The sequence below is a fragment of the Agrobacterium sp. BT-220-3 genome, assembly GCF_025910175.1.
GTDB lineage: Bacteria > Pseudomonadota > Alphaproteobacteria > Rhizobiales > Rhizobiaceae > Agrobacterium > Agrobacterium oryzihabitans.
Map to the genome: position 1 here is coordinate 801,114 of NZ_JAPAIX010000001.1, position 23,279 is coordinate 824,392.

23 protein-coding genes are annotated in these 23,279 nt (G+C 61.9%); 7 read left to right on the forward strand and 16 right to left on the reverse strand.

Features of this window, described 5'->3' with window-relative positions:
* Positions 1-130: 130 nt before the first annotated feature.
* The 8 genes from OK142_RS04105 to OK142_RS04140 all read right to left on the reverse strand — a co-directional run bounded on the left by OK142_RS04105 (position 131) and on the right by OK142_RS04140 (position 7,356).
* The gene (locus OK142_RS04105) at positions 131-1,399 is read right to left on the reverse strand and encodes a phage major capsid protein (protein ID WP_498681198.1); all 1,269 of its coding nucleotides are present in this window, start codon (positions 1,397-1,399) and stop codon (positions 131-133) included.
* Positions 1,400-1,448: 49 nt separating this feature from the next.
* Positions 1,449-2,039, reverse strand: coding sequence for an HK97 family phage prohead protease (locus OK142_RS04110; RefSeq protein ID WP_498681200.1), 591 nt, complete (start codon positions 2,037-2,039; stop codon positions 1,449-1,451).
* 39 nt (positions 2,040-2,078) lie between these two features.
* A complete protein-coding gene (locus OK142_RS04115) occupies positions 2,079-2,399 on the reverse strand; it encodes a DUF6107 family protein (protein ID WP_003497097.1) in 321 nt (106 codons plus the stop codon).
* A gap of 193 nt (positions 2,400-2,592) precedes the next feature.
* Complete coding sequence (locus tag OK142_RS04120; protein ID WP_137037315.1) at positions 2,593-3,759, reverse strand: phage portal protein; 1,167 nt, start codon at positions 3,757-3,759, stop codon at positions 2,593-2,595.
* Positions 3,760-3,936: 177 nt separating this feature from the next.
* Positions 3,937-4,260: a Dabb family protein gene (locus OK142_RS04125; RefSeq protein WP_003512096.1), complete on the reverse strand. Its 324-nt coding sequence runs from the start codon at positions 4,258-4,260 to the stop codon at positions 3,937-3,939.
* 43 nt (positions 4,261-4,303) lie between these two features.
* Positions 4,304-4,942: a hypothetical protein gene (locus OK142_RS04130; protein WP_444759579.1), complete on the reverse strand. Its 639-nt coding sequence runs from the start codon at positions 4,940-4,942 to the stop codon at positions 4,304-4,306.
* A 548-nt stretch (positions 4,943-5,490) separates the two neighbouring features.
* Positions 5,491-6,750: a DNA-packaging protein gene (locus OK142_RS04135; RefSeq protein WP_498681203.1), complete on the reverse strand. Its 1,260-nt coding sequence runs from the start codon at positions 6,748-6,750 to the stop codon at positions 5,491-5,493.
* A gap of 33 nt (positions 6,751-6,783) precedes the next feature.
* A complete protein-coding gene (locus OK142_RS04140; protein WP_498681205.1) occupies positions 6,784-7,356 on the reverse strand; it encodes a hypothetical protein in 573 nt (190 codons plus the stop codon).
* A 435-nt stretch (positions 7,357-7,791) separates the two neighbouring features.
* Here OK142_RS04140 and OK142_RS04145 point away from each other — a divergent pair, with 435 nt between their 5' ends.
* Positions 7,792-9,432 carry an alpha/beta hydrolase gene (locus OK142_RS04145; RefSeq protein ID WP_498681725.1) on the forward strand — a complete coding sequence of 547 codons (1,641 nt, stop codon included), beginning with the start codon at positions 7,792-7,794 and terminating at the stop codon, positions 9,430-9,432.
* 26 nt (positions 9,433-9,458) lie between these two features.
* Here the strand turns inward: OK142_RS04145 and OK142_RS04150 are convergent, their stop codons facing one another.
* Entirely contained in the window at positions 9,459-10,298 is an 840-nt protein-coding gene (locus tag OK142_RS04150) for an SDR family oxidoreductase (RefSeq protein ID WP_498681206.1), read from the reverse strand.
* A gap of 143 nt (positions 10,299-10,441) precedes the next feature.
* Between OK142_RS04150 and OK142_RS04155 the strand changes: the two genes are divergently transcribed.
* On the forward strand, positions 10,442-10,810 hold the full coding sequence (locus OK142_RS04155) for a winged helix-turn-helix transcriptional regulator (RefSeq protein ID WP_498681726.1): 369 nt from the start codon (positions 10,442-10,444) through the stop codon (positions 10,808-10,810).
* 230 nt (positions 10,811-11,040) lie between these two features.
* On the opposite strand, the gene OK142_RS04160 is transcribed toward OK142_RS04155, so the two are convergent.
* Complete coding sequence (locus tag OK142_RS04160) at positions 11,041-11,472, reverse strand: Lrp/AsnC family transcriptional regulator (protein ID WP_003497116.1); 432 nt, start codon at positions 11,470-11,472, stop codon at positions 11,041-11,043.
* A 147-nt stretch (positions 11,473-11,619) separates the two neighbouring features.
* Between OK142_RS04160 and OK142_RS04165 the strand changes: the two genes are divergently transcribed.
* On the forward strand, positions 11,620-12,720 hold the full coding sequence (locus tag OK142_RS04165) for a saccharopine dehydrogenase family protein (RefSeq protein WP_003497118.1): 1,101 nt from the start codon (positions 11,620-11,622) through the stop codon (positions 12,718-12,720).
* 159 nt (positions 12,721-12,879) lie between these two features.
* Here OK142_RS04165 and OK142_RS04170 read toward each other — a convergent pair whose 3' ends face one another.
* Positions 12,880-14,340, reverse strand: coding sequence for a protein adenylyltransferase SelO (locus tag OK142_RS04170; RefSeq protein ID WP_498681727.1), 1,461 nt, complete (start codon positions 14,338-14,340; stop codon positions 12,880-12,882).
* A gap of 175 nt (positions 14,341-14,515) precedes the next feature.
* Between OK142_RS04170 and OK142_RS04175 the strand changes: the two genes are divergently transcribed.
* The 3 genes from OK142_RS04175 to OK142_RS04185 all read left to right on the forward strand — a co-directional run bounded on the left by OK142_RS04175 (position 14,516) and on the right by OK142_RS04185 (position 17,603).
* Positions 14,516-15,574, forward strand: coding sequence for a sensor histidine kinase (locus OK142_RS04175; RefSeq protein WP_498681211.1), 1,059 nt, complete (start codon positions 14,516-14,518; stop codon positions 15,572-15,574).
* A gap of 76 nt (positions 15,575-15,650) precedes the next feature.
* On the forward strand, positions 15,651-17,369 hold the full coding sequence (locus OK142_RS04180) for a glycoside hydrolase family 32 protein (protein WP_498681213.1): 1,719 nt from the start codon (positions 15,651-15,653) through the stop codon (positions 17,367-17,369).
* A gap of 60 nt (positions 17,370-17,429) precedes the next feature.
* Complete coding sequence (locus tag OK142_RS04185; protein ID WP_082183963.1) at positions 17,430-17,603, forward strand: hypothetical protein; 174 nt, start codon at positions 17,430-17,432, stop codon at positions 17,601-17,603.
* A 23-nt stretch (positions 17,604-17,626) separates the two neighbouring features.
* Here OK142_RS04185 and OK142_RS04190 read toward each other — a convergent pair whose 3' ends face one another.
* Positions 17,627-19,009, reverse strand: a complete 1,383-nt coding sequence (locus OK142_RS04190; protein ID WP_498681215.1) for an MFS transporter — start codon at positions 19,007-19,009, stop codon at positions 17,627-17,629.
* Between the two features lie 183 nt (positions 19,010-19,192).
* Between OK142_RS04190 and OK142_RS04195 the strand changes: the two genes are divergently transcribed.
* Positions 19,193-19,441, forward strand: coding sequence for a hypothetical protein (locus OK142_RS04195; protein WP_003497133.1), 249 nt, complete (start codon positions 19,193-19,195; stop codon positions 19,439-19,441).
* Positions 19,442-19,447: 6 nt separating this feature from the next.
* Here the strand turns inward: OK142_RS04195 and OK142_RS04200 are convergent, their stop codons facing one another.
* The 4 genes from OK142_RS04200 to OK142_RS04215 form a co-directional block, all read right to left on the reverse strand.
* Positions 19,448-19,798, reverse strand: a complete 351-nt coding sequence (locus OK142_RS04200) for a type II toxin-antitoxin system RelE/ParE family toxin (protein ID WP_498681218.1) — start codon at positions 19,796-19,798, stop codon at positions 19,448-19,450.
* Positions 19,788-20,057: a ribbon-helix-helix domain-containing protein gene (locus tag OK142_RS04205; RefSeq protein WP_498681220.1), complete on the reverse strand. Its 270-nt coding sequence runs from the start codon at positions 20,055-20,057 to the stop codon at positions 19,788-19,790. The genes OK142_RS04200 and OK142_RS04205 overlap by 11 nt, the downstream gene beginning before the upstream one ends.
* Before the next feature lie 77 nt (positions 20,058-20,134).
* Positions 20,135-20,557 (reverse strand): Cu(I)-responsive transcriptional regulator, encoded by a 423-nt coding sequence (cueR, locus tag OK142_RS04210; protein ID WP_003497137.1) that lies wholly within the window; start codon positions 20,555-20,557, stop codon positions 20,135-20,137.
* Positions 20,554-23,127 carry a heavy metal translocating P-type ATPase gene (locus OK142_RS04215; RefSeq protein WP_498681222.1) on the reverse strand — a complete coding sequence of 858 codons (2,574 nt, stop codon included), beginning with the start codon at positions 23,125-23,127 and terminating at the stop codon, positions 20,554-20,556. The genes cueR and OK142_RS04215 overlap by 4 nt, the downstream gene beginning before the upstream one ends.
* Between the last annotated feature and the right edge of the window lie 152 nt (positions 23,128-23,279).

Consider the following 23,279-nt stretch of genomic DNA (forward strand, 5'->3'; position numbering starts at 1 on the left):
CCGGGGAGAAGTCCGCGGCAGCGGGATGAGGGGGTGAGGGTCGAGATATGCGGAGAGCTTGCCCCCTCATCTGACCCTTCGGGCCATCTTCTCCCCGGCGGGGAGAAGAAAAGGGGAGCAAAGTTTGCGGTCAGTTGACCCCGAACTTCACCAGCTTGATCGCCTCGAAGTTCTGCACGCCGCCGCCAACACGTTTGGTGGTGTAGAACAGCACGTAGGGTTTTGCCGAATAGGGATCGCGCAGGATGCGTACGCCCGTGCGGTCGACGACGAGATAGCCGGCGCGGAAATCCCCGAAGGCGATGGCGAAGCTGTTTGCCGCGACGTTCGGCATGTCTTCGGCTTCCATCACCGGAAAGCCCATCAGCGAAGCGGGCTGGCCGGCGGCGGCTGGCGGATGCCAGAGATAGGCGCCGGTCGTGTCCTTGAAACGGCGCAGCGCCCCTTGCGTCTTGCGGTTCATCAGGAAGTTGCCGTTCTGGCGATGGCCGGCCTTCACCCCATAGACGGCATCCAGCAGCACATCCATCGGCCCGGCAGATGCAAAGCCCGCCGACACGCCGGTCGCGACATAACCGATATTGCCCCAGCTCCAGCTGTCATTGGCGACGGCCGTATAGGAGAGGAAACCCTTCGGCTTGTTGACGCCATCGCCGGCGATGAAGGCGGCGGCCTCCTGTTCGGCGAAGGCGATGTCCACTTCCGAAGCGATCCAGGCCTCGATATCGACCGCCGCATCGTCCAGCAGGCCCTGGGTCGCGGCCGGCATGGCGTAGAGTTCCATGGTCGGGAAGGAAAGTTCGGAGAGCTTCGGCGTCGTGGTTTCGGGGCGAGCCGCCGTTTCGGAGACCCAGCCGGTGGCAAGCCCGCCGGGCGAAAACGGTTTTTTCAGCACGGCGGTGGAAACCTGCCGCACGGTCGCCAGCGCCCGGATCGGCGAAATCGCCGTCATGCGCCGGCCGATCTCGCCATCCGTCTCGCTCGGCAGCAGAAAACCGCCATCGGCACCTGTCGATCCGGCAAAGGCCTTGGCCTCCAGATCGCGCAGCGCCCCCTCCTCACCCCGGCGGATATAGGCCTCGAAGGCGGCCTTGTGTTCATCCGCGTCATGGGAGAGCGCTTCCTTGCGGCCGAGAGCGGGCCGCGCCTTCTTCAGTGCCAGATCGTCCATGATCCTGCGGTTGTCGTCCAGCGCCTTGTCGATGCGGTCGAGCTTGTCGCGGGTCACGACGTCAGCGCCCATCTTGCGCTCGATATCGGAAAGCCGCTGGTCGTTGGTGTCGCGGAAGGCTTCGAAGGCCTCCATGAATTCGTCGAAGGCGGCCGTCATCGTGTCGGGCACGGCCTTCACCTGCGGCGCGACCGTCGTTGCGGCCGGTTTGGTGGTCTGGTCAGTCATGTCGCCATCCTTGTGTCGGAGGTGGTTTGTCGGAAGTTTTTGTCGGAAGTCAGCGTTTGACGGCAGTGTCGAAAAGCGAGCGCGCGGCGCGGCGCATGGTGCGCACCAGTTCAGTCTCGCGGTCGCGGAAGAAGCGGGCATGCTTCACGTCAGAGACCCGTGCAGACGGCAGCATCGGAAAGGTCACGACCGAGATTTCCCAGAGATCAGCCTCCAGAATGCGCCTGACGCCCGTGCGAGCCGCCTTGCCGGATCGCGCCTCCCTACTGGAACGCACGGTGCGAAAACCGATCGACAACCCGTCCAGCGCGCCCGTCTTCATCAGCGAATGCACCTCGCGGGAGCGGGCGACCCCGGGGGCGAGAACACCCTCGACGTAGAGCCCGCGCTCGTCCTCGCGAATGGTGCGCCATGCGCCGATCGGCTCGGCCGGATCATGCTGATAGAGCATGCGGATGCCGGCTGCGCCACGTTCCTCGATGGAGCGGTGGAAAGCGCCGCGTTCGATCACGTCGCGGCCGAGATCGACCTCGCCGAAGACGCTGGCGTAACCGGAAAACGTGCCGTCACTTGTAATGCCGCGCAGTTCCAGATTGGCGAATTTGCGCGTGGCGGGACGCGGCCCGCGATAGGCGTGCATGGGTAACTCCTGCAATGGGGAAAGGGAGGCGTGTGGAGGCTAAGCGCGGGGACGGGCGTTGTAACGGTCGGCCACGCGCACCAGGAGGCCAAGCCCCCACCAGGCCACCATGCTGGCGGCGGCCGAGCCCGCCACCATGATCTCGCGGCCCGAAAGCGCGCCGGCAATGTCAAGCTGCTGCACGATCCACAGCCCCACGGGACCGCCGAAAATCATGCCGCAGGAGACCCCGGTGATGAACCGGCTCGCGGCTTCGCGTTTGCTTTTCGGCAGCAGATAGACGAGCGATACACCCGCGCCCGCCACGGCGCCGGTGATGCGGGCGGCCCAGATTCCGGCCTCATTGGCGAATTCAGACATGAGTAATCATTCCGGTTTAGGATGTTGCAATCGGGCAGACGCACCGCGTCGCCCGCAGGCGTTCTTTGCGCGTCTGCGACGGGTGATTTCACGAATCTTCAGAATCGCTTGGGCGGAAGTTCTCAGAAAGAGAGTCCGCGACTTCAGAAAATGCTTGAGCAGGAAACCGGGGGGCGATCCCGCTGCGGCGCGATCAATAGCCGACAGCTTCGCGCTTTTCCTCGTCGGAGAGAAACGATGCAGCGCCGATGCGCGTCCACAGCGCGTCCCGCTCGCCGGCAAGCCCGGCGATCCTGTCGAGATCCGGTTCCAGCCGCAGCCCGGCGCCGAAGATTGGCGAAAGCCAGCCGCAGAGCCTTGCCGCCGTGCGGTAAACAAGCGGCAGCACGGTGAGACGATAAAAGGCGCGGTTGGCCTCCTGGTAGTTGGCATAGGTGTTGTCGCCGGGAATGCCGATCAGCATCGGCGGCACGCCGAGAGCGAGCGCTATATCCCGCGCCGCACCGTTGCGCGCCTCCAGAAAGTCCATGTCGCGCGGCGAAAGCCCCATGGCCTTCCAGTCGAGCCCGCCTTCCAGAAGAAGCGGCCGGCCGGCATTCATCGCGCCCTGATAACCTTCCTCCAGTTCGCGCTTCAGCCGTTCATATTGCTCGGTGGAAAGATTGCCGCCCTCCTTCGGCTGGTAGACCAGCGCGCCGGAAGGCCGGGCGGAATTGTCGAGCAGGCGTTTGTTCCAATGGCTTGCGGCATTGTGCAGATCAAGTGCTGCGCCCGCCGAAGCAAGTGGCGCAAAACCCGCCCGGTCGTCGAGCGGATGGAACAGCTTCAGGTGCAGCAGGCCCAGCCCGTCCCGTTCGGCTGAGATGCGCCGAGCAGCACGGCCCTCGGCACGGTAGTCGTAGCCCACCGGCCAGCCGTCTGACCCCTCGATGATGCTGACCCGGTCGGGCCTGAGAAGATGCAGTTCGCGCAGGCGTTCGGCGATCAGCAGCGGCTCGATATAGGCGTTTCCGGCAAGCATCAGGTGGCCATAAAGCGCCTCGAAGAAATCCGGCCCGCCCATGTGGGCGCTCGGCTTGGCCAGAAGCGCCAGCAGGGGATGATCGGTTATCTCCTCATCGCCATCGTAAAGCAGCCAGCTGACCGACGCGGACGCTTCCGCCACCATGCGGGCGGCGCGGTGCGCCACCGGGTTTTTCATGAAGCCCTCGCGGGCAAGTGCGGCATAGGAACGGCCCGACCAGAAGGCCTGTCCGCCCTGTGCCGCCACCGCCATGAAACCGCCCGTCGCCGTCTTGCGTTCAGGCACGGCTCTGCCATCCGCCGGGCGCCGCCACGGCAGGGAAAACGGAAATCGCATGGAATTGTCCTTGTTTTAATGCGGGCTCGGTTTCCCGCTAGGCCCTCATCCCTGTGCTTGTCCTTTCAGCCCAAGTCTCTGGGTTGAAAGGACTTCTCTCGCCGCGCAGACGCGCGTCGGCTGGATTCCTGTGACAGGCACAGGAATGAGGGTGGAGGGCTTGGATCTTGACGAGACTTAACGGATAGGCGCTTTCACCGCGGTATCGCTGTTGAAATCGGCAGCAACACGGGTCTCGCGCAGCGGCTTTACCGTACGGGTGGAAAGATCATAAGCGGGATCGGCCTTGTAGGCCGCCAGCGCCGCCTCGTTTTCAAACTCGCCATAGACGATGAAGTCGACCGAGTTGCCCCACTGGTCCTTCTTCACGTTCTCGCCGATTTCCAGCTTCAGCGAATGCGGTATGGCGGTGAGCCCGGAAAGCCCCTTGCGCACGGCGTCGCGGTTTTCCTCGGGAACGGTGAAAAAAACGATATGGCGGATCACGGTGTCACCTGTCATGCAAAATTCGAATTCGGCCTTTGGGGCGCCGAGTAACGGGTTATCATCTGGCCCGCCCCGGTTCAATCCGCGCTGCGACAAGGGCGCCATGAAATGCCCGCCCGTAATCCCCGACAAGCCGCGCCCGGTCGCTGCCATTGATGACGGCGCGCGCGCCTTCCCAATCCTCGCGTTCTGCGCTGAAGAAATCGGAGAGACTGCGGCCGGTAAAACTGCCGGATGCCATGCCGCAGATCAGGATCGTCGTCGCCACATCCAGCTCCATGGCCCGCTCGGGGCGGGCCAGAAGATCCACACCGGTCAGGCGCGACATCGCCTCGTAATTGCGGCGATGTGTCAACTGCACGAAACCACGCCCAAGCCAGCTTTTGCCCTCAGCGTCCGGCCGCCAATAGGGTTTGCGCACCATGGGCAGCCTGCCCGCCGCAAAAGCCCGGTCGAGCCTTGCGATCGCCTCCGTATCGCCAGCCGCCAATGTCTCGCGCACCGGCTGCATGGTCGCTGCCGTCTCGTGGAAGGTGGTGGCCAGCATATAGGCCAGCCAGCGCGTGTCGCCGTCCGGCATGGCCTTCTCGAAACCGGCAAGTATGGTCTTCGTGCCGGCAAGCTGCGTGGCGCGCAGGCGGCCGCCGAAGATGGAAATCCGCGCCGACGCGAAGAATCGCGCCTCGTCATAGGCCATAGCCGGCTCCTGAAAATCGGGGGCGATGTAACGCCCGGTTTTTCCACATGACGGCCGTCAGGACTAAATCGATTTGAAAAAAACCTAATCGATTTTAATCCGCAGGCCGGGGTTTTGGGGTAAAAAATTCCTTGAGTTCGGGAACCTTGGAGCGCTAACTCCATTCACCGCGCACTTCCGCAGCGTTGACCATTCAAGGAGGAATGCCACCATGACAGCGACAATCCCCCAGACCGTTTATGACCGTCTCGAAAACGAGTGGCGCCAGATGCGCGAAACCGGCACCCAGCCGAAGCCGGCGCAATCTCCGAAGAAATAAGACCTGCCAGACGCCCGATCATGGGCGATGACGGCACCGCGAATTTCTTCTCCCCGCCGGGGAGAAGATGGCCGGAAGGGTCAGATGAGGGGGTAACCTCTCCGCATATCTCTACCGTACCCCCTCATCCCGCTGCCGCGACCTTTTCCCCGGCGGGGAGAAGAAACAAGCGGCACCCAATCGTTCGACAGGCGATGGCTCTCATTCACGGGGCCAACAATTGCCGACCTCACATCCCCCGCACCCTCGGCTCATTCACCACCATCGTCGTCAATGCCGTTATCGCCCACACCAGCGCATCCAGCCGGTCCGGAGAACGACCTGACGACAAGCCGCCGGGTCCGAAATCCGTCATCTGGTCGGTGAGCTTTTCAAACCGTGCGGCGTGGCGCACCCTGCCCTGTTCGTAAAGTGCGGCCACCGGCTCGGCGCGGGTGAATTTGCCCCGGCTTGCCCGCACCAGCGTCAGCGGCAGGTCGGCGTCGATGCTCTGCAGCATCGCCCGCACCATCTCGCCGCCCTGGTTGACCTCGGCTACCACCCGGTCGGCCTCGTGGTGACGGGCGGCAGCGACCACGGCGCGCGCCCAGCCGGCCGGCGTTTCGCCTTCCACCGAACAATCCGCAAGCACCACCAGTCTGCCGGACATGCCGAGCCCCGCAACGACAATGCCGCAGCAGGAATTCTCCCCCACCCCGGCGGGCGGATCGACCGCCACCACGATCCGTACCAGCGGCTCATGCGCCGCCTCCACAATCGCTTCCAGGTCGGAACGTTTCCACAGCGCGCCCTCGCGCTCGTCGATCAGCTCGCCGCCGATTTCCTGACGTCCCAGCCGGGTGCCGCCGTAGCGGTCATGCATGGCTTTCAGGAAACCGGGCGACAGGTTTTGTGCATTCATAGCCGTCGGCATCCGCGCCACCCGGCTTGAGGGGTCGGCGAGAAGCGCTTTCAGGAGCGGAATGGGCCGTGGCGTCGTCGTTACCAGTTGCCGCGGGGCCTCCCCCAGACGCAGGCCGAATTGCAGCATGTCCCAGGTTTCCTGCGGATATTTCCATTTTCCGAGTTCATCGGCCCAGGCCATGTGAAATTGCGGTCCGCGCAGGCTTTCAGGGTCTTCAGACGAAAACACCTGCGCCATCGCGCCGTTCGGCCAGACGAGACGGCGGCGCGACACTTCGAAAGCAGGGCGGCGGCGGCGGGCAATGCGGCAGATGCCGGAGATACCGTCGATCATCACCTCACGGGCATCCCCCAGCGTTTCCGCCACCAGCGCGATGCGCAGATCCGAATGTTGCGCGGCGGACGCAATCCTGTGCACCCATTCCGCGCCGGCGCGGGTTTTGCCGGAGCCACGCCCGCCGATCAGAAGCCACGTCCGCCAGTCTCCCTCAGGCGGCTGCTGCGGCAGGTTGCCGATGAAGCGCCAGTCGCGCAGAAGGGTATGGACCCGTTCCTGCAGACGGGGGTCGGGCGAGAAGTTCGTCATCTGGTCCCGCCTCCTCGGCCTTCGGCTTCATGTTCATTGGGTAGTCTTCAACAGTCCCGACGTCACCCCCGCCTCAAGGGCAGGCATGACGGAGTTGCGGGGCTCGTCCGTAACCGCACTTTCCGCCTCCATCCTCGCGCGGCATTTCTGCTCGGCCAGTTCGTCGATACGTTGGAGGAAATGCGCCACCGCAGCTTCGTAATCTTCGGTATCGGTGTCATCCTCTCCGGAAAGCGCGGCGCGCTCTTCCGCCAGAAGCCTTTGCAGGACATCGATCCTCTCCAGCGTGCGGACGACCACCGAAAGCTGGTCCGTCGCGGCCTTCACATCGGCGCGCGCCTGTTTGCCCGAAGCGTCTTCCGCCGCCGCCAGCAATGCCGCCTCGCTCGCCTGACGCAGGTTGCGATACATGTGAAACTGATCGCGCATCTCCACCGTCAGCTCGTTCAGCATCTGCCGCAGCTCGCCGTTACGCGCCGCATCCTCGGCGGCCAGCTTGTCGGCCAGCGACTTTGTCTCGGGCGCGGTGTCCATCACGCACTCGCTTCCATAAGCGGGCCTCTCCGGCCACGCGCTGTAAAGCGCCGGATCGCAATTGTGAGTCATGGGATTGGCCTACGAGAAAAATGAGATGAATAAAGTGGGCATAGGGGCAAAACGGCTCAACCAAGCGGCCCTCATTCCTGTTCTTGTCACAGGAATCCAGTCGATGCGCGTCTGCGCGTCGGAACGATTTTTTCCACCCCAAGGACTTGGGCTGGCTGGATTCCTGTGACAAGCACAGGAATGAGGTCGGCGGGCAAGGGCAGTCGCAAAAACTCAGCGCCCTGGTCTTTTCGAACCAACCGCCGCTCAGCCGCAAATCTCCGACTGTATCCAAACACTATCAAACCACCGTCACGCTGTAAAGGATTATTTTCCTATATTCATGATTTTTATCCTTACCACAGGGTTTGCACCCTCGCCCGCCGCATATTACACTCGGCGGCAAGCGGTGAGCAGAAGGGGCAGGTCAAGTTGGTGAAACAATGGGTTGAGCGGTTGTTTGCGGGTCTTTCGGCAACCGGCATCGTCTTCGGCACTATTCTGTTCTGCGCTTCGCTCACACCGTCTCTTCTGCCGCGCACCTGGCTGATGCAGGGTGTGCTGTGCGGATTTTCCTTTGCCATCGGTTATCTGATCGGTGTGGCGATACACGCGGTCTGGGCCTATCTCGAACTGCCCGAACCCTCGCGCCATAATGCGCGTGGCATTCGCTTCCTCATCGCGCTTGCCAGCGCCATCACGGCCATCGCGTTTTTATGGCAGGCGAAAGACTGGCAGAATTCCATCCGCATCCTGATGGAACTTGATCCGCTGCCCAGCGCCCACCCGACCAAGACCGGCGGCGTTGCGGTGCTGGTCGCCGCGCTCCTCATCGGCGCGGGCCGGCTTTTCCAGCTCATCCGGCGGTTCTTTTCCGCGCGCAGCCGTCATTTCCTGCCGCGCCGGCTTGCCAATGTGCTTGGCATCGCCGCCGCCATCGTGCTGTCCTGGATGCTGCTGAACGGTCTGATCTTCGACATCGGCCTCAGATTTGCCGATTCATCGCTGAAACAGGTCGATGCGCTGATCGAGCCGGATGTGCCGCGCCCGTCCGACGCACTCAAGACCGGCAGCAGCGCTTCCCTGATGAGCTGGGAATCGCTTGGCCGCAGAGGCCGTGAATTCGTGGCCGGCGGGCCGGAGGCACAGGAGATTTCCGCCTTCACCCACCGCCCCGCCAGGGAGCCGCTGCGGGTCTATGCCGGGCTCAACTCGGCCTCGACGCCCGAGGAAAGAGCAGCGCTTGCGCTGGAAGAACTGAAGCGGGTCGGCGGTTTCGAGCGCAAGGTGCTGCTGGTCGTCATTCCCACGGGCACCGGCTGGATTGACCCGGAAGCGCTCGACACCATCGAATATCTGCACGACGGCAATGTCTCGAGCGTCGCCGTGCAATATTCCTATCTTTCGAGCTGGATCGCACTTCTGACCGAACCGGATTACGGTGTGGAAACGGCGCGCGCGCTGTTCCAGGCCGTTTATGGCTACTGGACGACCCTGCCGAAGGAGACGCGGCCGAAGCTCTATCTGCATGGCCTCAGCCTCGGCTCGCTCAATTCGCAGAAATCCTCCGATCTTTACGATGTGCTGGCCGATCCCTTCCAGGGCGCGCTGTGGAGCGGCCCGCCCTTTTCCAGCCCCACATGGCGCATGGCGACCAATGGCCGGGTGAAGGGCACGCCGGAATGGCTGCCGCGTTTCCGCGACTCCTCCGTCATCCGCTTCGCCAACCAATATACCACCGCCCATATGCCCGGTGTGGCGTGGGGGCCGATGCGCATCGTCTATCTGCAATATGCGAGCGATCCGATCACCTTCTTCGAGGCCGCCTCGCTTTACCGGCGGCCGGAATGGATGGCCCATCACGGACCTGACGTTTCCACATCCTTCCGCTGGTTCCCGGTAGTCACCCTGCTGCAACTCGGGCTCGATGTTGCCGCCGCCACCACGGCCCCGATCGGCTACGGCCATGTCTATGCGCCGGAACACTATATCGATGCCTGGACGGAGGTGACGGAGCCTGAAGGCTGGAGCGCCGAGGATATCCAGCGGCTGAAGATGTTCTTCAAGGCCCGCCGCGGCTCCACCGATCCGGCGTGAGCGCGGCGGGCGTATTGCTCTGAGCGTCAGCCCTTCAGCACGTCCACATGGTCGCCCACATAGGTCTCCAGCGAACGCGGCGCACGGCCGGTCAAAGTCTCGACATCGCCCGTCACCGCCGATGTCCAGCCCTCGCGCACCGGGTGGAAGATAGAGGCGAGGAAAGAGGCATAGTCCTTCGGAACGCCAGCGCCGGTGAGAATGGCGATGAAGGCCTCGTCCGAAACCGCGCTATAGCCGACCGGCTTGCCGATTGCCTGCGAGATGATCGCGGCCGCCTCGCCGTAACCGAACGCTTTCGGGCCGGTCAGGTTGAACGCCTTGCCATCGAAGGCATTCGAGGTCAGGGCGGCGGCGGCACTGTCGGCGATGTCGCGTACATCGATGAAGCTCGACTTGCCCTCGCCCGCCGGAACGGCGATCTCTCCGTGTTCGATGCCGGCCTTCCAATAGGTGTGGAAATTATCCGCAAACCAGTTGGGGCGCAGAATGACGTAAGGCACGCTGGAAGCGATGATCTTCAGCTCGATCTGGCGATAGGGAATGGAATCATCGGCATCGACGCCGAAGACGCTGAGGAACACGATCTTCACCTTGCGGCGTGCGGCTTCCTCGACCACCGGCGTCAGTGCGTCGATGGCATCCAGACGCCCGCCCGCCAGGATCAGAAACAGCCGGTCCACGCCGTCGAAGGCATCCGCGTAAGTCGAGGCATCGGTATAATCAAACCTCACACCTTCCGCGCCGTCCACCGCCTTGCCGGTGCGCGAGGCCGCCTTCACTCTTTCGCCCTTGGCCAGAAGCGCCTTGACCAGCGGCGTGCCGATGGTGCCTGTGGAGCCGATTACGAGTATCTTGCCTGTCATCTCAAATATCCTTAGTATCTAATGGAAACCATGTTTCGAAAACACACATACTGCGTGTTGGAAATCATGAAAAGAGAGCACTTTTCGGTTATCTGGTATCCTCAGGGAAACCTGCCGGCCTTGAGACAAGGGGAATGACATCGATGGAACGCATCTATGACGTTTACGAGGACCGCTGCCCCACACGCATGGTTCTGGACAGGATCGCCGACAAATGGGCGCTTTTGATCCTCGATAAGCTGCGGCTGGACCCCGTGCGCTTCAACCTGCTGCGGCGCGAGATCAAGGGCATTTCGCAAAAGGTCCTGTCGCAGACGCTGAAGAAGCTGGAGCGCGACGGGCTGATTTCCCGGCAGGTCTTTCCGACCGTGCCGGTGACGGTCGAATATTCGCTGACGCCGCTCGGGCGGACGCTGACCGACACGGTGGCGGCGCTTGCCCATTGGGCGGAGGGTAATATCGACGCGGTGATGGCGGCACAGAGGGCTTACGACGAGCGGGCGGTGGTTTAGATGGTCTTCACCCTCGCGTAGCGGCAGAGGCATGGGAGCGACAAGCTCCTTTGCTGCTTCTTTTTGTAGACCATCGCTTCCGTCATGCCGGCCTTGAGCCGGTATCCAGCCAGCCCAAGTCATTGGGCTGAAAAGACTCTATCCGCCACGCGGACGCGCTGCGGCTGGATGCCGGATCAAGTCCGGCATGACGGAAGTGGGTTTCGCATACCTTCCACTCCCAAGCGGTTCTACCGCGAAATCCGCGTCGAAAGAATGATCGACGATAACGTCCGCTCCACGCCATCCAGCGCGCCGATCCGGTCGATCAGCCGGTCAAGGTCGAGGATGGAAGGCGCTGCCAGAATGGCGATCAGGTCGAAAGTGCCGCTGACCGAATGCAGCGTCGTCACCTCCTTGATGGCGGAAAGTGCCGCCGTCACGCCGGGCAGCGCCTTCGGCCCGATGGTGATCAGCACATGAGCGCGCACCAGCCCCGACAGATAGCTTTCCGCAAGCCTCAGGCCGTAGCCGGCGATCACGCCGTCGGCTTCCAGTCGCTCGATGCGGGCCTGCACCGTCGTGCGCGAAAGGCCGAGTTTGCGTGCCAGTTCCGCCACCGGCATGCGGGCATTTTCGGAAAGCAGGGCGAGCAGCGCCCGGTCCTTTTCGGCAATCGTCATAGTGACCAATCCTGTCGTCTAACTGCGCAATATTAACCCGCTATCTGCACATAGTGAAGCTGCGAATCGTCAATAAAAGCTGGCATTCTGTCTTTGAAGCGCATCCGGTGCGCGCACATATGCGAATTTACTGCGGGGAACAAAAACATGAAAAACATTGTCGTCATCGGCGCGGGCAATATCGGTTCGGCCATCGCCTGGATGCTGGCTGCTACCGGCGATTATCGCATCACGGTTGCCGATCGCTCGGCCGACCAGCTGGCGAATGTGCCGGCGCATGAGCGCGTCGACACGGAAATCGTCGACATCACCGATCGTCCCGCTCTGGAAGCACTGCTGAAGGGCAAGTTCGCCGTGCTGTCCGCCGCCCCCTTCCACCTGACGGCGGGCATTGCGGAGGCGGCCGTCGCCGTCGGCACGCATTATCTCGATCTCACCGAAGACGTCGAATCCACCCGCAAGGTCAAGGCGCTGGCGGAAACGGCGCAGACCGCACTCATTCCGCAATGCGGCCTTGCCCCCGGCTTCATCTCCATCGTGGCCGCCGATCTCGCGGCCCGGTTCGACAAGCTGGACAGCGTGCGCATGCGCGTCGGCGCGCTGCCGCAATATCCGTCCAACGCGCTCAACTACAACCTCACCTGGAGCACGGACGGGCTGATCAACGAATATATCGAGCCCTGCGAAGCAATCGTCGAAGGCCGCCTTACCGCCGTTCCTGCCCTTGAGGAACGCGAGGAATTTTCGCTTGACGGCGTCACCTATGAGGCCTTCAACACGTCAGGCGGCCTCGGCACGCTTTGCGCCACGCTGGAAGGCAAGGTGCGGACGATGAATTACCGCACCATCCGTTATCCCGGCCATGTGGCGATCATGAAGGCGCTTTTGAACGACCTCAACCTGCGCAACCGCCGCGACGTGCTGAAGGATCTTTTCGAAAACGCCCTGCCCGGCACCATGCAGGATGTGGTCATCGTCTTCGTCACCGTCTGCGGCACCCGCAACGGCCGTTTCCTGCAGGAAACCTATGCCAACAAGGTCTATGCGGGTCCGGTTTCCGGCCGGATGATGAGCGCCATCCAGATCACCACCGCCGCCGGCATCTGCACGGTTCTCGACCTTCTCGCGGAAGGCTCTTTGCCGCAGAAGGGCTTCGTCCGGCAGGAAGAAGTGGCGTTGCCGAAATTCCTCGAAAACCGGTTCGGCCGGTATTACGGCACGCATGAGCCGCTCGCCCGGGTTGGGTAAAGAAAACGGCTGCAGTTTCTCCCGTCATGCCGGACTTGATCCGGCATCCAGCCAGCCCAAGTCTTTGGGTTGAAATGACTCTCTCCGCCGCGCAGACGCGCGTCGACTGGATGCCGGATCAAGTCCGGCATGACGGGGAAGGCCACGACCTTATCCCAACTACGTCCCGCAAAACGTCCGAAATACCCTCTCATGGCTCATCGGTGGCTGCATGTAGACGAAATTGTCCGGCCGTTCCTCGAAGGGCGTTGCAATTGCGGCCAGCATGGCGTGGAAGGGTTCAAAATCATCGTCCTCCACCGCCGCTGCGATCAGTTCCTCGATGCGGTGGTTGCGCGGAATGATGGCCGGATTGGTCGAGAGCATCGCCTGTGACCTTGCAGCGGCGGAAACACCTTCCCGCGCTGCCCTCTCCCGCCAGCGCCCCAGCCATTCATCCGCCCCGGCAATATCGATGAACATGCCGCGAAACGGCTCGGCATCGCCGACGACCGCATGGGAAAGACGCCGGAAGGTCAGCGTGTAATCGGCCTCCGATGCCTGCATCAGCGCCAGCAACGCCTGCACCAGATCGATATCGCCCTCTTCTTCCAACTTCAGGCCCAGTTTTTCGCGCATGCCGGCAAGCCAGCGCCTGGGAAAGGTGGCGGCGAAATCGGCGAGCACGGCATTGGCCAGTTCAGCGGCGTTCTCCACTTCCGGATCGAGCAAAGGCAAAAGGCATTCCGCCAGCCTTGCGATGTTCCACTGGGCGATGCCCGGCTGGTTGTTGAAGGCGTAGCGCCCCTGCGCATCGATGGAGGAGAACACCTTGTTCGGATGATATTCATCAAGGAAAGCACATGGCCCGAAGTCGATGGTCTCGCCGGAGACCGCCATATTGTCGGTATTCATCACGCCGTGGATAAAGCCCACCATCATCCAGCGGGCGATGAGTTCACACTGCCGCTGCGCAATCCCCTGCAAAAGGGCGAGGTAAGGATTGCCGGCATTTTTCGCTTCAGGATAATGGCGGTCGATCACGTAGTCCGCGAGGTTCCTGATCGCCTCGTCATCCTCGCGCGCCGCAAAGAACTGGAAGGTGCCGACACGGATGTGGCTGGCCGCAACGCGGGTGAAAACGCCGCCCGGCAGACCGATCTCGCGCTGCACCCTTTCACCGCTGAGGACGGCGGCCAGCGCCCTTGTTGCGGGAATGCCAAGCGCAAACATCGCCTCCGACACGATATATTCACGCAGCACCGGGCCGAGCGCCGCGCGCCCGTCTCCCCTTCGCGAAAACGGTGTCGGGCCGGAGCCTTTGAGCTGGATATCGCGGCGTTTGCCGTTTTTGTCGATCACCTCGCCGAGGAGAATGGCGCGACCGTCGCCGAGCTGCGGCACGAAACCGCCGAACTGGTGGCCCGCATAGGCCATGGCGAGCGGCTTGGCTCCTTGCGGCACCACATTGCCGGAAAAGATCGCCGCCAGCCTTTCATCATCGAGGCCTGATACGTCGAGAAGAAGCTCGTCGGCAAGCGCACGGTTGAAAGCGATGAGACGCGGCGCTTTCACCGGCGTTGGCAGCACCGCGGCGCTGAAACGCTCCGGCAGGCGGGCATAGGAATTGTCGAATCTGATCACGGGTAAACTCCCTGCTTTTGCCTGATATGGCCATTTTCACGCCCGTTTTCGAGTGCGAAATTTGCAATTGTCAAAAGCTGCGCCGGACTTCGGAAAAATCAGTTTGAACTGTACGTATATTTGAACATACAAACAGCCAATAGATGAGTGACAGTTCAAGCAGGATATCCTGGTGCCAGACTTCCCCCATGACGACAGTGAGATGGGCAAGGCCATCCGCCACTTCGACTGGTCCTCGACAAGCGTGGGCCCGATCAGCACATGGCCGGTATCACTCAAAACCACCGTGCAGATGATCCTCAAGCAAGGGCATGCAATCTGTCTGTTCTGGGGGCCTGACCTCAACATCATCTACAACGACGCCTACCGCCCGTTTCTTGGACTGAAGGAAGAGGGTGCGCTCGGCAAGCCGTTTCACATCATCTGGTCCGATGTCTGGAACGATGTGAAACCCTTCGTTGATCAGGCACTCTCCGGCACGGGCACGTTCGCCGAGGACATGCATCTCGTTATGGACCGCAACGGTTATCCCGAAGACACCTACTGGACCTTTTCCTACAGCCCGCTTTACGACGACCAGGGCAAGATCGCGGGGCTGATAGACATAGCCGTCGACACGACCGGAGCGGTGCAGAGCCGCAGCCGGGAAGAGCTTCTGCGGCGCGAACTCGTCCACCGGGTCAAGAACACGATGGCGATCACGACTGCCGTCGTCAGCGCCACCCTGCGCCATTCGCAATCGCTTGACGAGGCGCGCGACACCATCAAGAAGCGCATCGCGGCGCTCGGCAACGCCCAGAACCTCATGCACGCCTCCGGCCAGGGCACCAGCATAGCCGAGCTTATCTACAGCAGCGTGCATCCGCATCTGGACGACAGGACCCGCGTCACGATATCCGGGCCGGACTTGGAAATCGCGCCGCAACAGGCGCTCGGCCTGTCGCTCGCCGTCTATGAACTGGCGACCAACGCTTTGAAATACGGCGCTCTTTCCAATGAAAACGGAAAGGTCGACATTGTCTGGACGCTGGATGAGGATGATCGTTTCACGCTGCGCTGGCGGGAGGCTGGCGGGCCCGCGGTCAGGACGCCGACGCGCACGGGTTTCGGTTCGCGGCTCACCAACCAGATCGTCGCGGCCTATTTCTCAGGCGAAGGCCGCACCTTCTACCATCCCGACGGGCTGGTATTCGAACTGGAAGGCAAATACGAAACAACAACGCCGGACTAAAGCCGGCAGTTGAACTTTCTTTCGTCCCATTCGTTGCGTTTCCTGAACCAGAAACGCCGCAACGAAAGGAACGGGAATGACCGTCGTTGAAGCCGTAGCCGCCGAGCCGGAAAGCGCCATCCGCACCCTTCACACCGACCTGCCGGTCAATGCGACCTTCCATGTCTGGCTGAAGGCGAAGAAACCGGCCGAACCCGGCGCCGTCTCCTTCTCCAATGCGAACGGAAAATTCGCTGAGGTTTCAAGCCTCAACACGGAAGAGTTCGGCTTTCGAATCTACCAGGTCTTCGGCGGCGGCCATGTGGAGCTGAGTTACGACACGGTCACCACAGCCGTTTCCGTCATCTACTGGTTCACCGCATCGGACGTGCTCGAAACCGGCATCACCGTCGTTCACACCAAGCCTGACAATGCGGCACCCGAGTTGCCTGACAGCTATCACTTCCGCCCGCCCTTCGGCTGGATGAACGATCCCAACGGTTTCGGACGGTTCGAAGGCAGGCCGCATCTGTTCTATCAGCATTATTCACACGGGCTGCGCTGGAACACCATGCATTGGGGCCATGCCGTCTCGTCGGATTATCTTCGCTGGCGGCACCTGCCGATCTTTCTTTTCCCCTCCGAGGATCTGACGACCCGACCCGACAAGCGCGGCGGCGCCTATTCCGGCTCCACCATTCCGCTGGTGGAAGGCACGGGCATCCGCGTGTTCTTCACCGAGCAGGTGCAGGACCGCATTCCCGAACAGCAGATCCAGCTTACCGCCACATCCTCCGATCTCATCATGGCCGGACAGGCGGAAGTCATCCTCGGCCACCGACCGGACGGACAGGGGCTGACACCGGATTTCCGCGATCCCTACGTCTTTCGCGGTCCCGATGGGCTTTGGAAAATGGTGCTCGGCAGCCAGAGCGACGGTGGTGGCGTCATTCTTCTTTATGAAACACTCGATCCGACTGCGGCCTCCGGCTGGACCTATGTGGGCAAGCTGTGGGTGGAAACGCGCTACAAGACCACGGCCATCGAATGCCCCTGCCTGCTGCCGCTTGACGGCCCGGCCAATGCCCGCTCCACCCGCTGGGTGCTGGTCTATGGGCTGATGCATTCGGAAGACCCGGAGACCGGCCGCAAGAACCTGACCATGGCCGATGTCGGCTGGTTCGATGGCAAGACATTCAACAGGGAATTCGGCCAGGAACTGGATTTCGGCACCGATAATTACGCCTTTCAGGCGTTTCTCGATGGCGACAGCATCATCGGTATCGGCTGGCTTGCCAATTGGGCGGACGCCAATCCGGAAATCGATTTCCCCACCTCCATGACCCTGCCGCGCCGCATTCACTATTCGAACGGCGAGCTTCTGACGCCGCCGATCGGTGCTGCGGAAAGCCTGCGCAGCCATATTCTCGACCGCACGCGTCTGGCGGCCGGCGAGCGCGTTACCTTCATCAACGGGGCGGTGGAAATGCTGATCGAGCTTGCCTCGCCCGGCGCGCCTTTCGAGCTGGCCCTAGATCATCCGGCAGTGACGCTCGGTCTCGTCTCCGATGAAACCGGCCTGTGGATCCGCCATGAGGACGGGCGTGACGGCCCCTCCCCGCATTATATCGCCAAGGGCGCGAGGGCATCGCGCATCCGCATCTTTCTGGATTACGGCTCGATCGAGGTCTTTGCCAACCGTGGCCGCTATGTCGGCACGAAACGGATCGAGGGTTTCGAGCCCGTGCGCTCCGCCGCACTCAGAGCAGCACCCGGCACCGTGGTGCACGCCACCACCTGGGCGCTGCGACCCTGAGGAACCTTTTGGCGGATCTGGCTGTTGATCATTGAGAAAACCGCCCGAAGGAGAAACGGCATGACCAAAATCAGCGATTCAAGCGATCCCATTCTGTTTCCGACCGAAGCCCACGAAAACAAGGGTGAGAAGAAACGCGCCGGCAAGGGCATCATCATCATTATCGGCGCAATCGCGATCATGTCCTTCGTCGTCTATCTGGCGGCGATCACCATCGCCGCCACCCAGTCGTAAACCACGCGCCACGTGGCGGAGATTTAACGCTCTGCGCTCCGCAGCCCGCGCGTGGTGAGGATCGCCAGCAGCGACACCAGAACACCCAGCCCATAAAGATAGACCATCGGCATCGTCACATCGGCGCGTTCGATCTGCGTGACAAGATCGGTTGCCGCGGCGACGGTGCCGCTTGCACCGGCTCCGGCCGCCGCACCCAGTGTCGCGACCGTGGGCAGCAGCGCGCCCGTCATCTTGCGCTCCTCTTCAGGCGCCGCTTCCATGGCCGCCTGGCTGATGCCCGCCCAGGACATGCCGAAAGCCGAACCGATCAGGATTTGCCCGATGAGCATTTCCATCCAGTTCCCCGTCGAAAGCCCCAGCCCGAGCAGAGCGCAGCCCGGCACCATCTGGTAAGGCCCGTAATGCAGGCAAATTTCCCGCAGGCGGCCGGAACGCAGGCTGCCGATGAGCATGGCGACGAAGCTCCAGGCAAGCGGCATCGTCACGACGATGAAACCTGCGAAGGTCGGCTCGTATTGCCAGAGATTGATGGCGACATAAGCGAGGTAAACGCTACCCAGCGCATGGGCATAGGACATCAGGAACAACACCCAGAAACCGCTGCCAAGCACCGTTTTCAGCCGGAAGGAATCCTTCGGGAAAAGGCCGGTCGAAGGGCGGACGCCCGCCTTCAGCGAGGCCCATAACAGCGCTGCGCCGGCAAGCAGGGCAATGACGCGCAGGCTCGCATCCTCGAAGGCGGAAGGCGCGGAAAAGGCCAGCGCGCCGACAAGGCAAAGAGCCAGGGGAACCAGCGGCTTGCGCGTCGCTGCGACCGGCCTCTCAGCGGATACGGCAGAGTTGGTATAGGCCAGCAACAGCGCAATCAGCGGCGCGGACAAAAGAAAGGTCGCGCGCCAGGAGAGGTGCTCGGTGGCAAAACCGCCGGTCAAAGGCCCGATGAAAGATGCGACCGCCCATATGGCCGCCTCGATGGCGAAGACCTTCGGCAGCAGGGCGGAACGGAAACCGGCAGGTATGAGGCTGTAGCACACCGCCACGATCAGGCCATCGGCAAGCCCCTGCAAGGCCCGGCCGATGACGACCCAGAGGAAGCTGTCGGCAAGCGCCGACATAACGGAGCCGATGGAAAAGATCAGGCAGCACAGGAGGAGAACGGCGCGCGCGCCAAATCGCTCGCGAAACAGGACGGCGGTGACGCCACCCGCCACGGAACCGACGAAATAGAGGCTGTAGGCCCAGCTATAAAATGCAGCGCCGCCAATCTCGCGCACGGCCACCGGAAGGGCCGTTACCACCGCGAACTGATTGAAGGCATGCAGGCCGATACCGGAGGAAATGACGGTCAGAAGCGAGAGGTTCGCCCCGCTCAACAATTCAATCCAGCCATTTTTCTCCGTCATTTCCACACTCGTCAAAGCCGTATCCTTTCCATTTTTGCGATACGGCGGGCAAGCTAGAACCTCAAGCGCTATTGAGGTCAAGACGCCTTTTTCACGCGATGCCGTTTGAGCGAATCGACCGGTCTCAGGAACCCTCTGCGCCCCCGGCCGTTTGCGCAATGACCCGATAGAAAGGATATCGTCATGGACCGCAAGAAAGCTGTACCCCTCAACGAAGACGCCATGAATGAGGACCTGCTCGATCTCGACATCGACGCCCTTCCGGCAAAGGGAGAAATTCCGCAATCCATCGAACAGGAAATCGAGGAAGAAGAAGCCGAGAGCGAGGATGACCCCTATCAGGAAAGCGACGAGGCCCTTCCCGACGACGCGGAAGAACGGGTGATCAACCGCAATCCCTCACGGGAAGGCGGGGCGTTCGACGAGGTCTGAAGACGACTATGGGCGGGGCGCAAGGCGCTTCAACATGTGGCGCAGATGGTCCTGCCCGCCAAAAAACACCGCGAGAATACGCACGGTCTTTTCGCCCTCATCAACATCGAAATAAAATACCGCCTGATTTTTTGTGACCCGGCGCAGGCCCGGCAATATTTCGGATGACAACGTCCCCTGAAAAGGCGCCTTGTGCAGAGCGTCCATATCCACCTCAATAGATGCAATACGCCTCGCAGCCCGTGCGAAAGCCGCAGGCAAAGCGTCGCCAAGGTCCAGATAGGACTGGACGAGATGGTCCAGAATGAGACCGAGGTCCTGATCCGTTTGTGTCGAACGCAGGACCTTAAAGGCCATAACCGGCCTTCTTGGCTGCGATCATGGCCGCCGTCCTCTCCTTGCCGTCTTCGACAGAAACGAAGTCTCCCTTCCCGCGCTCAACCAGTAAAGCTCGAAGCGCGGCGAGTTCGGCCTCCTTCAGTTCCGTTTCCTGTCGGAGCAGCTCCAGTCCGCGCTGCACCACCGCGCTGAGGCTCGCGTAACGCCCCTCCTCAACCAGCCTGCGGGCAAAGATATCCTGCTGATCGGAAATGGATACGGATGCCTTGACCGACATTGCGGCGCTCCCTTTATCGTGGAAGATGGTGCTACTCAGTAGCACATCTTCCATCTTCGTTCCAGCGGCATTGCAACTCAGTGGGTTCTGGCGGCCTTGCCGGCGCTCTTTTCAGCGCCCGCGAGATCGTCGAGGATGGGGCAGTCGGGCCGGTGGTCGCCGCCGCAGCAATGGGCGAGATGGGAGAGCGTCTTCACCATGCTCTTCATCTCGGCGATCTTCTGTTCGAGATCGGCGATGTGGAGGAGTGCGATCTCCTTCACCGCCGAACTCTCGCGGGTCTTGTCCTGCCAGAGTTTCAGCAGCGTCTCGGTCTCTTCGAGCGAGAAACCGAGCGTGCGCGCCCGCTTGATGAAGCGCAGATTGTGCACGTCCTGCTCACCATAGACCCGGTAATTATTGCCGGTGCGGGCGGCGGGGGTGATGAGGCCGATCTGCTCGTAATAACGGATCATCTTGGCGGAAACGCCCGATGCTTCCGATGCCTGGCCGATATTCATGACGTCACCTCCCGATGGGCGACCTTCGCCCGTTTCAACCGCAGCGCATTGGCAAGAACGAACACGCTCGACAGCGCCATGGCGCCCGCGCCGATCATCGGCGACAGCGTGATGCCGAAGGCGGGATAAAGCACGCCCGCCGCAACCGGTATCAGCGCCGCATTATAACCAAAGGCCCAGAACAGGTTTTCCTTGATGTTGCGAATGGTCGCCCGGCTCATCTCGATGGCGTTGACTGCGCCCAGAAGATCGCCGCCGACCAGCACCACATCGGCGCTTTCGATGGCGACATCTGTGCCGGTGCCGACGGCGATGCCGATATCCGCCTCGGCCAGCGCCGGCGCGTCATTGATGCCGTCACCCACGAAGGCCAGCACCTTGCCGCCTGCGCGCATCTCGTGGATGGCCTTCACCTTGCCCTCGGGCAACACTTCGGCCACGACGCGGGAAATGCCGACCTGCCGGGCGATCGCGTTCGCCGTGCGTTCATTGTCGCCCGTCACCATCGCCACTTCGATACCCATGGCCTGCAACGCCCTGATGGCAGTCACACTCGAGGGTTTCAGCGGATCGGCGACGGCAATCGCGGCCGCCAGCCTGCCGTCGATGGCGGCGTAAAGCGGCGTCTTGCCCTCGTCACCCAGCCTTGCGGCGGCTTCAGCGAAGATATCCACGGAATGGCCGAGTTTCGCCATGTAACGATCCGCGCCGACTTCGACCCTGCGGCCATTGACGGTGGCGGCGATGCCATAACCCGTCACGCTTTCGAAGTTTTCGACGGTCGCAGGTTCGAGTCCTGCGGGGGTCGCACCCTTCTTTTCTTCCGCAGCCCGGACGATGGCTTCGGCAATCGGATGTTCCGAGCGGCCCTCGACGGCGGCGACCAGCGTCAGCACCTCGTTATCGGCGAAGCCTTCCGCAACCACCAGATCGGTCAGTTCCGGGCGACCCTTGGTGACAGTGCCGGTCTTGTCGACCACGACGATCTGCGCCGAACGCAATTCCTGCAGCGCCTGTCCCTTGCGGAACAGCACGCCAAGTTCCGCCGCCCGGCCGGTGCCGACCATGATGGATGTCGGCGTGGCGAGACCCATGGCGCAGGGGCACGCAATGATGAGCACCGCCACGGCATTGACCAGCGCGAAAGTATAGGCAGGCTCGGGACCGAAGATCGCCCAGACGATGAAGGTCAGCACCGCAATCGCAATGACAACGGGCACGAACAGCGCGGTGACGCGGTCCACCAGCAGCTGGATCGGCAGCTTGGATCCTTGGGCCTCCTCCACCATGCGGATGATCTGAGACAGCATGGTGTCGGCACCCACCTTGGTTGCCCTGAACTTGAAGGCGCCTGTCTTGTTGATGGTGCCACCGACAACCGTTGCGCCAATGGTCTTTTCCACCGGCACGGGTTCGCCAGATATCATGGATTCATCGACATAGGACGAGCCTTCGACGACCTCGCCATCCACCGCCAGCCTTTCGCCGGGACGGATAACGACGATATCGCCCGCGACCAGATCTTCCGGCGAGATATCGATGGTGCTCCCGTCACGCTCCACCCGGGCGGTCTTTGCCTGCAGGCTCATCAGCTTGCGGATGGCATCTCCCGTGCGGCCACTGGCGCGGGCTTCGAGAAGACGCCCGGTCAGGATCAGCGTCACGATGACGGTGGCCGCTTCATAATAGACGAACCGGGCCTCTTCCGGCAGCAGGTCGGGCGCGAAGGTCACCACCACCGAATAGAGGTAGGCCGCCGTGACGCCGAGCGCCACCAGCGAATTCATTTCCGGTGCACCGCGCAGCAAAGCGGGAAAACCGGTCTTGAGGAAGCGCAGGCCCGGTCCGAAGATCACTGCCGTCGCCAGCACGAAGTATACATAATAGAGGTTCTGCGTCTCGACGATGCTCATCAGCCAGTGATGCATCGGCTCATAGAGATGGCCGCCCATTTCCAGCACGAAAAGCGGCGCGGTCAGGATTGCGGCAATCGTCAGGTCGCGCTTCAGCGCCCCCTCTTCGCCCGCATGCTGCATATGGTCGTGGCCACCGGTTGCGCCGGCTGCCTCATGAGCCTGACCCTGATGATGTCCATGGTGCCCGTGATGGGCCGAATGATCGTGCGCCCTCGGCGTTTTCAGCGTAAAACCGGCAAGCCTTGCCGTTTCAACAAGTGCATCGCGTTCGCGCCGGCCGCCGATCATGTCCACGGCAACCTTGGCCGAGGCAGCGTCAACCTTGACGGCAACGATGGTGGCGACCGCCTCCAGAACGGCGTTGAGCCGTTCTGCATTCGCCTCGCCGTGCAAACCTTCCACCAGAAATTCCTGCCGTTCCGGGGCGATGTCGTAACCGACCTTCTTAATGGCGGCGCCAAGCACCCTGGCCGAAAATCCATCCGCAGGTTCGATGGTGAGTTTCTTCGTGGCGAAGTTGACGGAACTGGATAGGACACCGGGCACCTTGGCGGCTGCCGTTTCTACGCGGCGAACGCAGGAGGCGCATGTCATGCCTTCCACTGGAATGGAAACCGGGTCTTGTGAATGGGCGTGTCTGACTGTCTCGTTCATGGGAAATCCCCTTTCGAGACCTTATGTAGAGATTCCCATGATGGGAAGGTCAAGGTATGAGCAAGCTTTTTGTTGAACACACAATCGTGAGCACAGCCGCAGACCATAAAACCAGTAATATCAAGGGGGTCACGCGGCTTGCGGGCTGAGAT

Bases quoted from the DNA above. Each gene is read 5' to 3' on its own strand.
- OK142_RS04205 (WP_498681220.1), bottom strand. From the start codon at position 20,057: ATGTCGGTCAAGGCATCCGTATCCATTTCCGATCAGCAGGATATCTTT.
- OK142_RS04110 (WP_498681200.1), bottom strand. From the start codon at position 2,039: ATGCACGCCTATCGCGGGCCGCGTCCCGCCACGCGCAAATTCGCCAAT.
- OK142_RS04125 (WP_003512096.1), bottom strand. From the start codon at position 4,260: ATGACAGGTGACACCGTGATCCGCCATATCGTTTTTTTCACCGTTCCC.
- OK142_RS04120 (WP_137037315.1), bottom strand. From the start codon at position 3,759: ATGCGATTTCCGTTTTCCCTGCCGTGGCGGCGCCCGGCGGATGGCAGA.
- OK142_RS04150 (WP_498681206.1), bottom strand. From the start codon at position 10,298: ATGACAGGCAAGATACTCGTAATCGGCTCCACAGGCACCATCGGCACG.
- OK142_RS04180 (WP_498681213.1), top strand. From the start codon at position 15,651: ATGACCGTCGTTGAAGCCGTAGCCGCCGAGCCGGAAAGCGCCATCCGC.
- OK142_RS04105 (WP_498681198.1), bottom strand. From the start codon at position 1,399: ATGACTGACCAGACCACCAAACCGGCCGCAACGACGGTCGCGCCGCAG.
- OK142_RS04135 (WP_498681203.1), bottom strand. From the start codon at position 6,750: ATGACGAACTTCTCGCCCGACCCCCGTCTGCAGGAACGGGTCCATACC.
- OK142_RS04155 (WP_498681726.1), top strand. From the start codon at position 10,442: ATGGAACGCATCTATGACGTTTACGAGGACCGCTGCCCCACACGCATG.
- cueR (WP_003497137.1), bottom strand. From the start codon at position 20,557: ATGAATATCGGCCAGGCATCGGAAGCATCGGGCGTTTCCGCCAAGATG.
- OK142_RS04190 (WP_498681215.1), bottom strand. From the start codon at position 19,009: ATGACGGAGAAAAATGGCTGGATTGAATTGTTGAGCGGGGCGAACCTC.
- OK142_RS04215 (WP_498681222.1), bottom strand. From the start codon at position 23,127: ATGAACGAGACAGTCAGACACGCCCATTCACAAGACCCGGTTTCCATT.
- OK142_RS04195 (WP_003497133.1), top strand. From the start codon at position 19,193: ATGGACCGCAAGAAAGCTGTACCCCTCAACGAAGACGCCATGAATGAG.
- OK142_RS04140 (WP_498681205.1), bottom strand. From the start codon at position 7,356: ATGACTCACAATTGCGATCCGGCGCTTTACAGCGCGTGGCCGGAGAGG.
- OK142_RS04160 (WP_003497116.1), bottom strand. From the start codon at position 11,472: ATGACGATTGCCGAAAAGGACCGGGCGCTGCTCGCCCTGCTTTCCGAA.
- OK142_RS04185 (WP_082183963.1), top strand. From the start codon at position 17,430: ATGACCAAAATCAGCGATTCAAGCGATCCCATTCTGTTTCCGACCGAA.
- OK142_RS04130 (WP_444759579.1), bottom strand. From the start codon at position 4,942: ATGGCCTATGACGAGGCGCGATTCTTCGCGTCGGCGCGGATTTCCATC.
- OK142_RS04200 (WP_498681218.1), bottom strand. From the start codon at position 19,798: ATGGCCTTTAAGGTCCTGCGTTCGACACAAACGGATCAGGACCTCGGT.
- OK142_RS04115 (WP_003497097.1), bottom strand. From the start codon at position 2,399: ATGTCTGAATTCGCCAATGAGGCCGGAATCTGGGCCGCCCGCATCACC.
- OK142_RS04165 (WP_003497118.1), top strand. From the start codon at position 11,620: ATGAAAAACATTGTCGTCATCGGCGCGGGCAATATCGGTTCGGCCATC.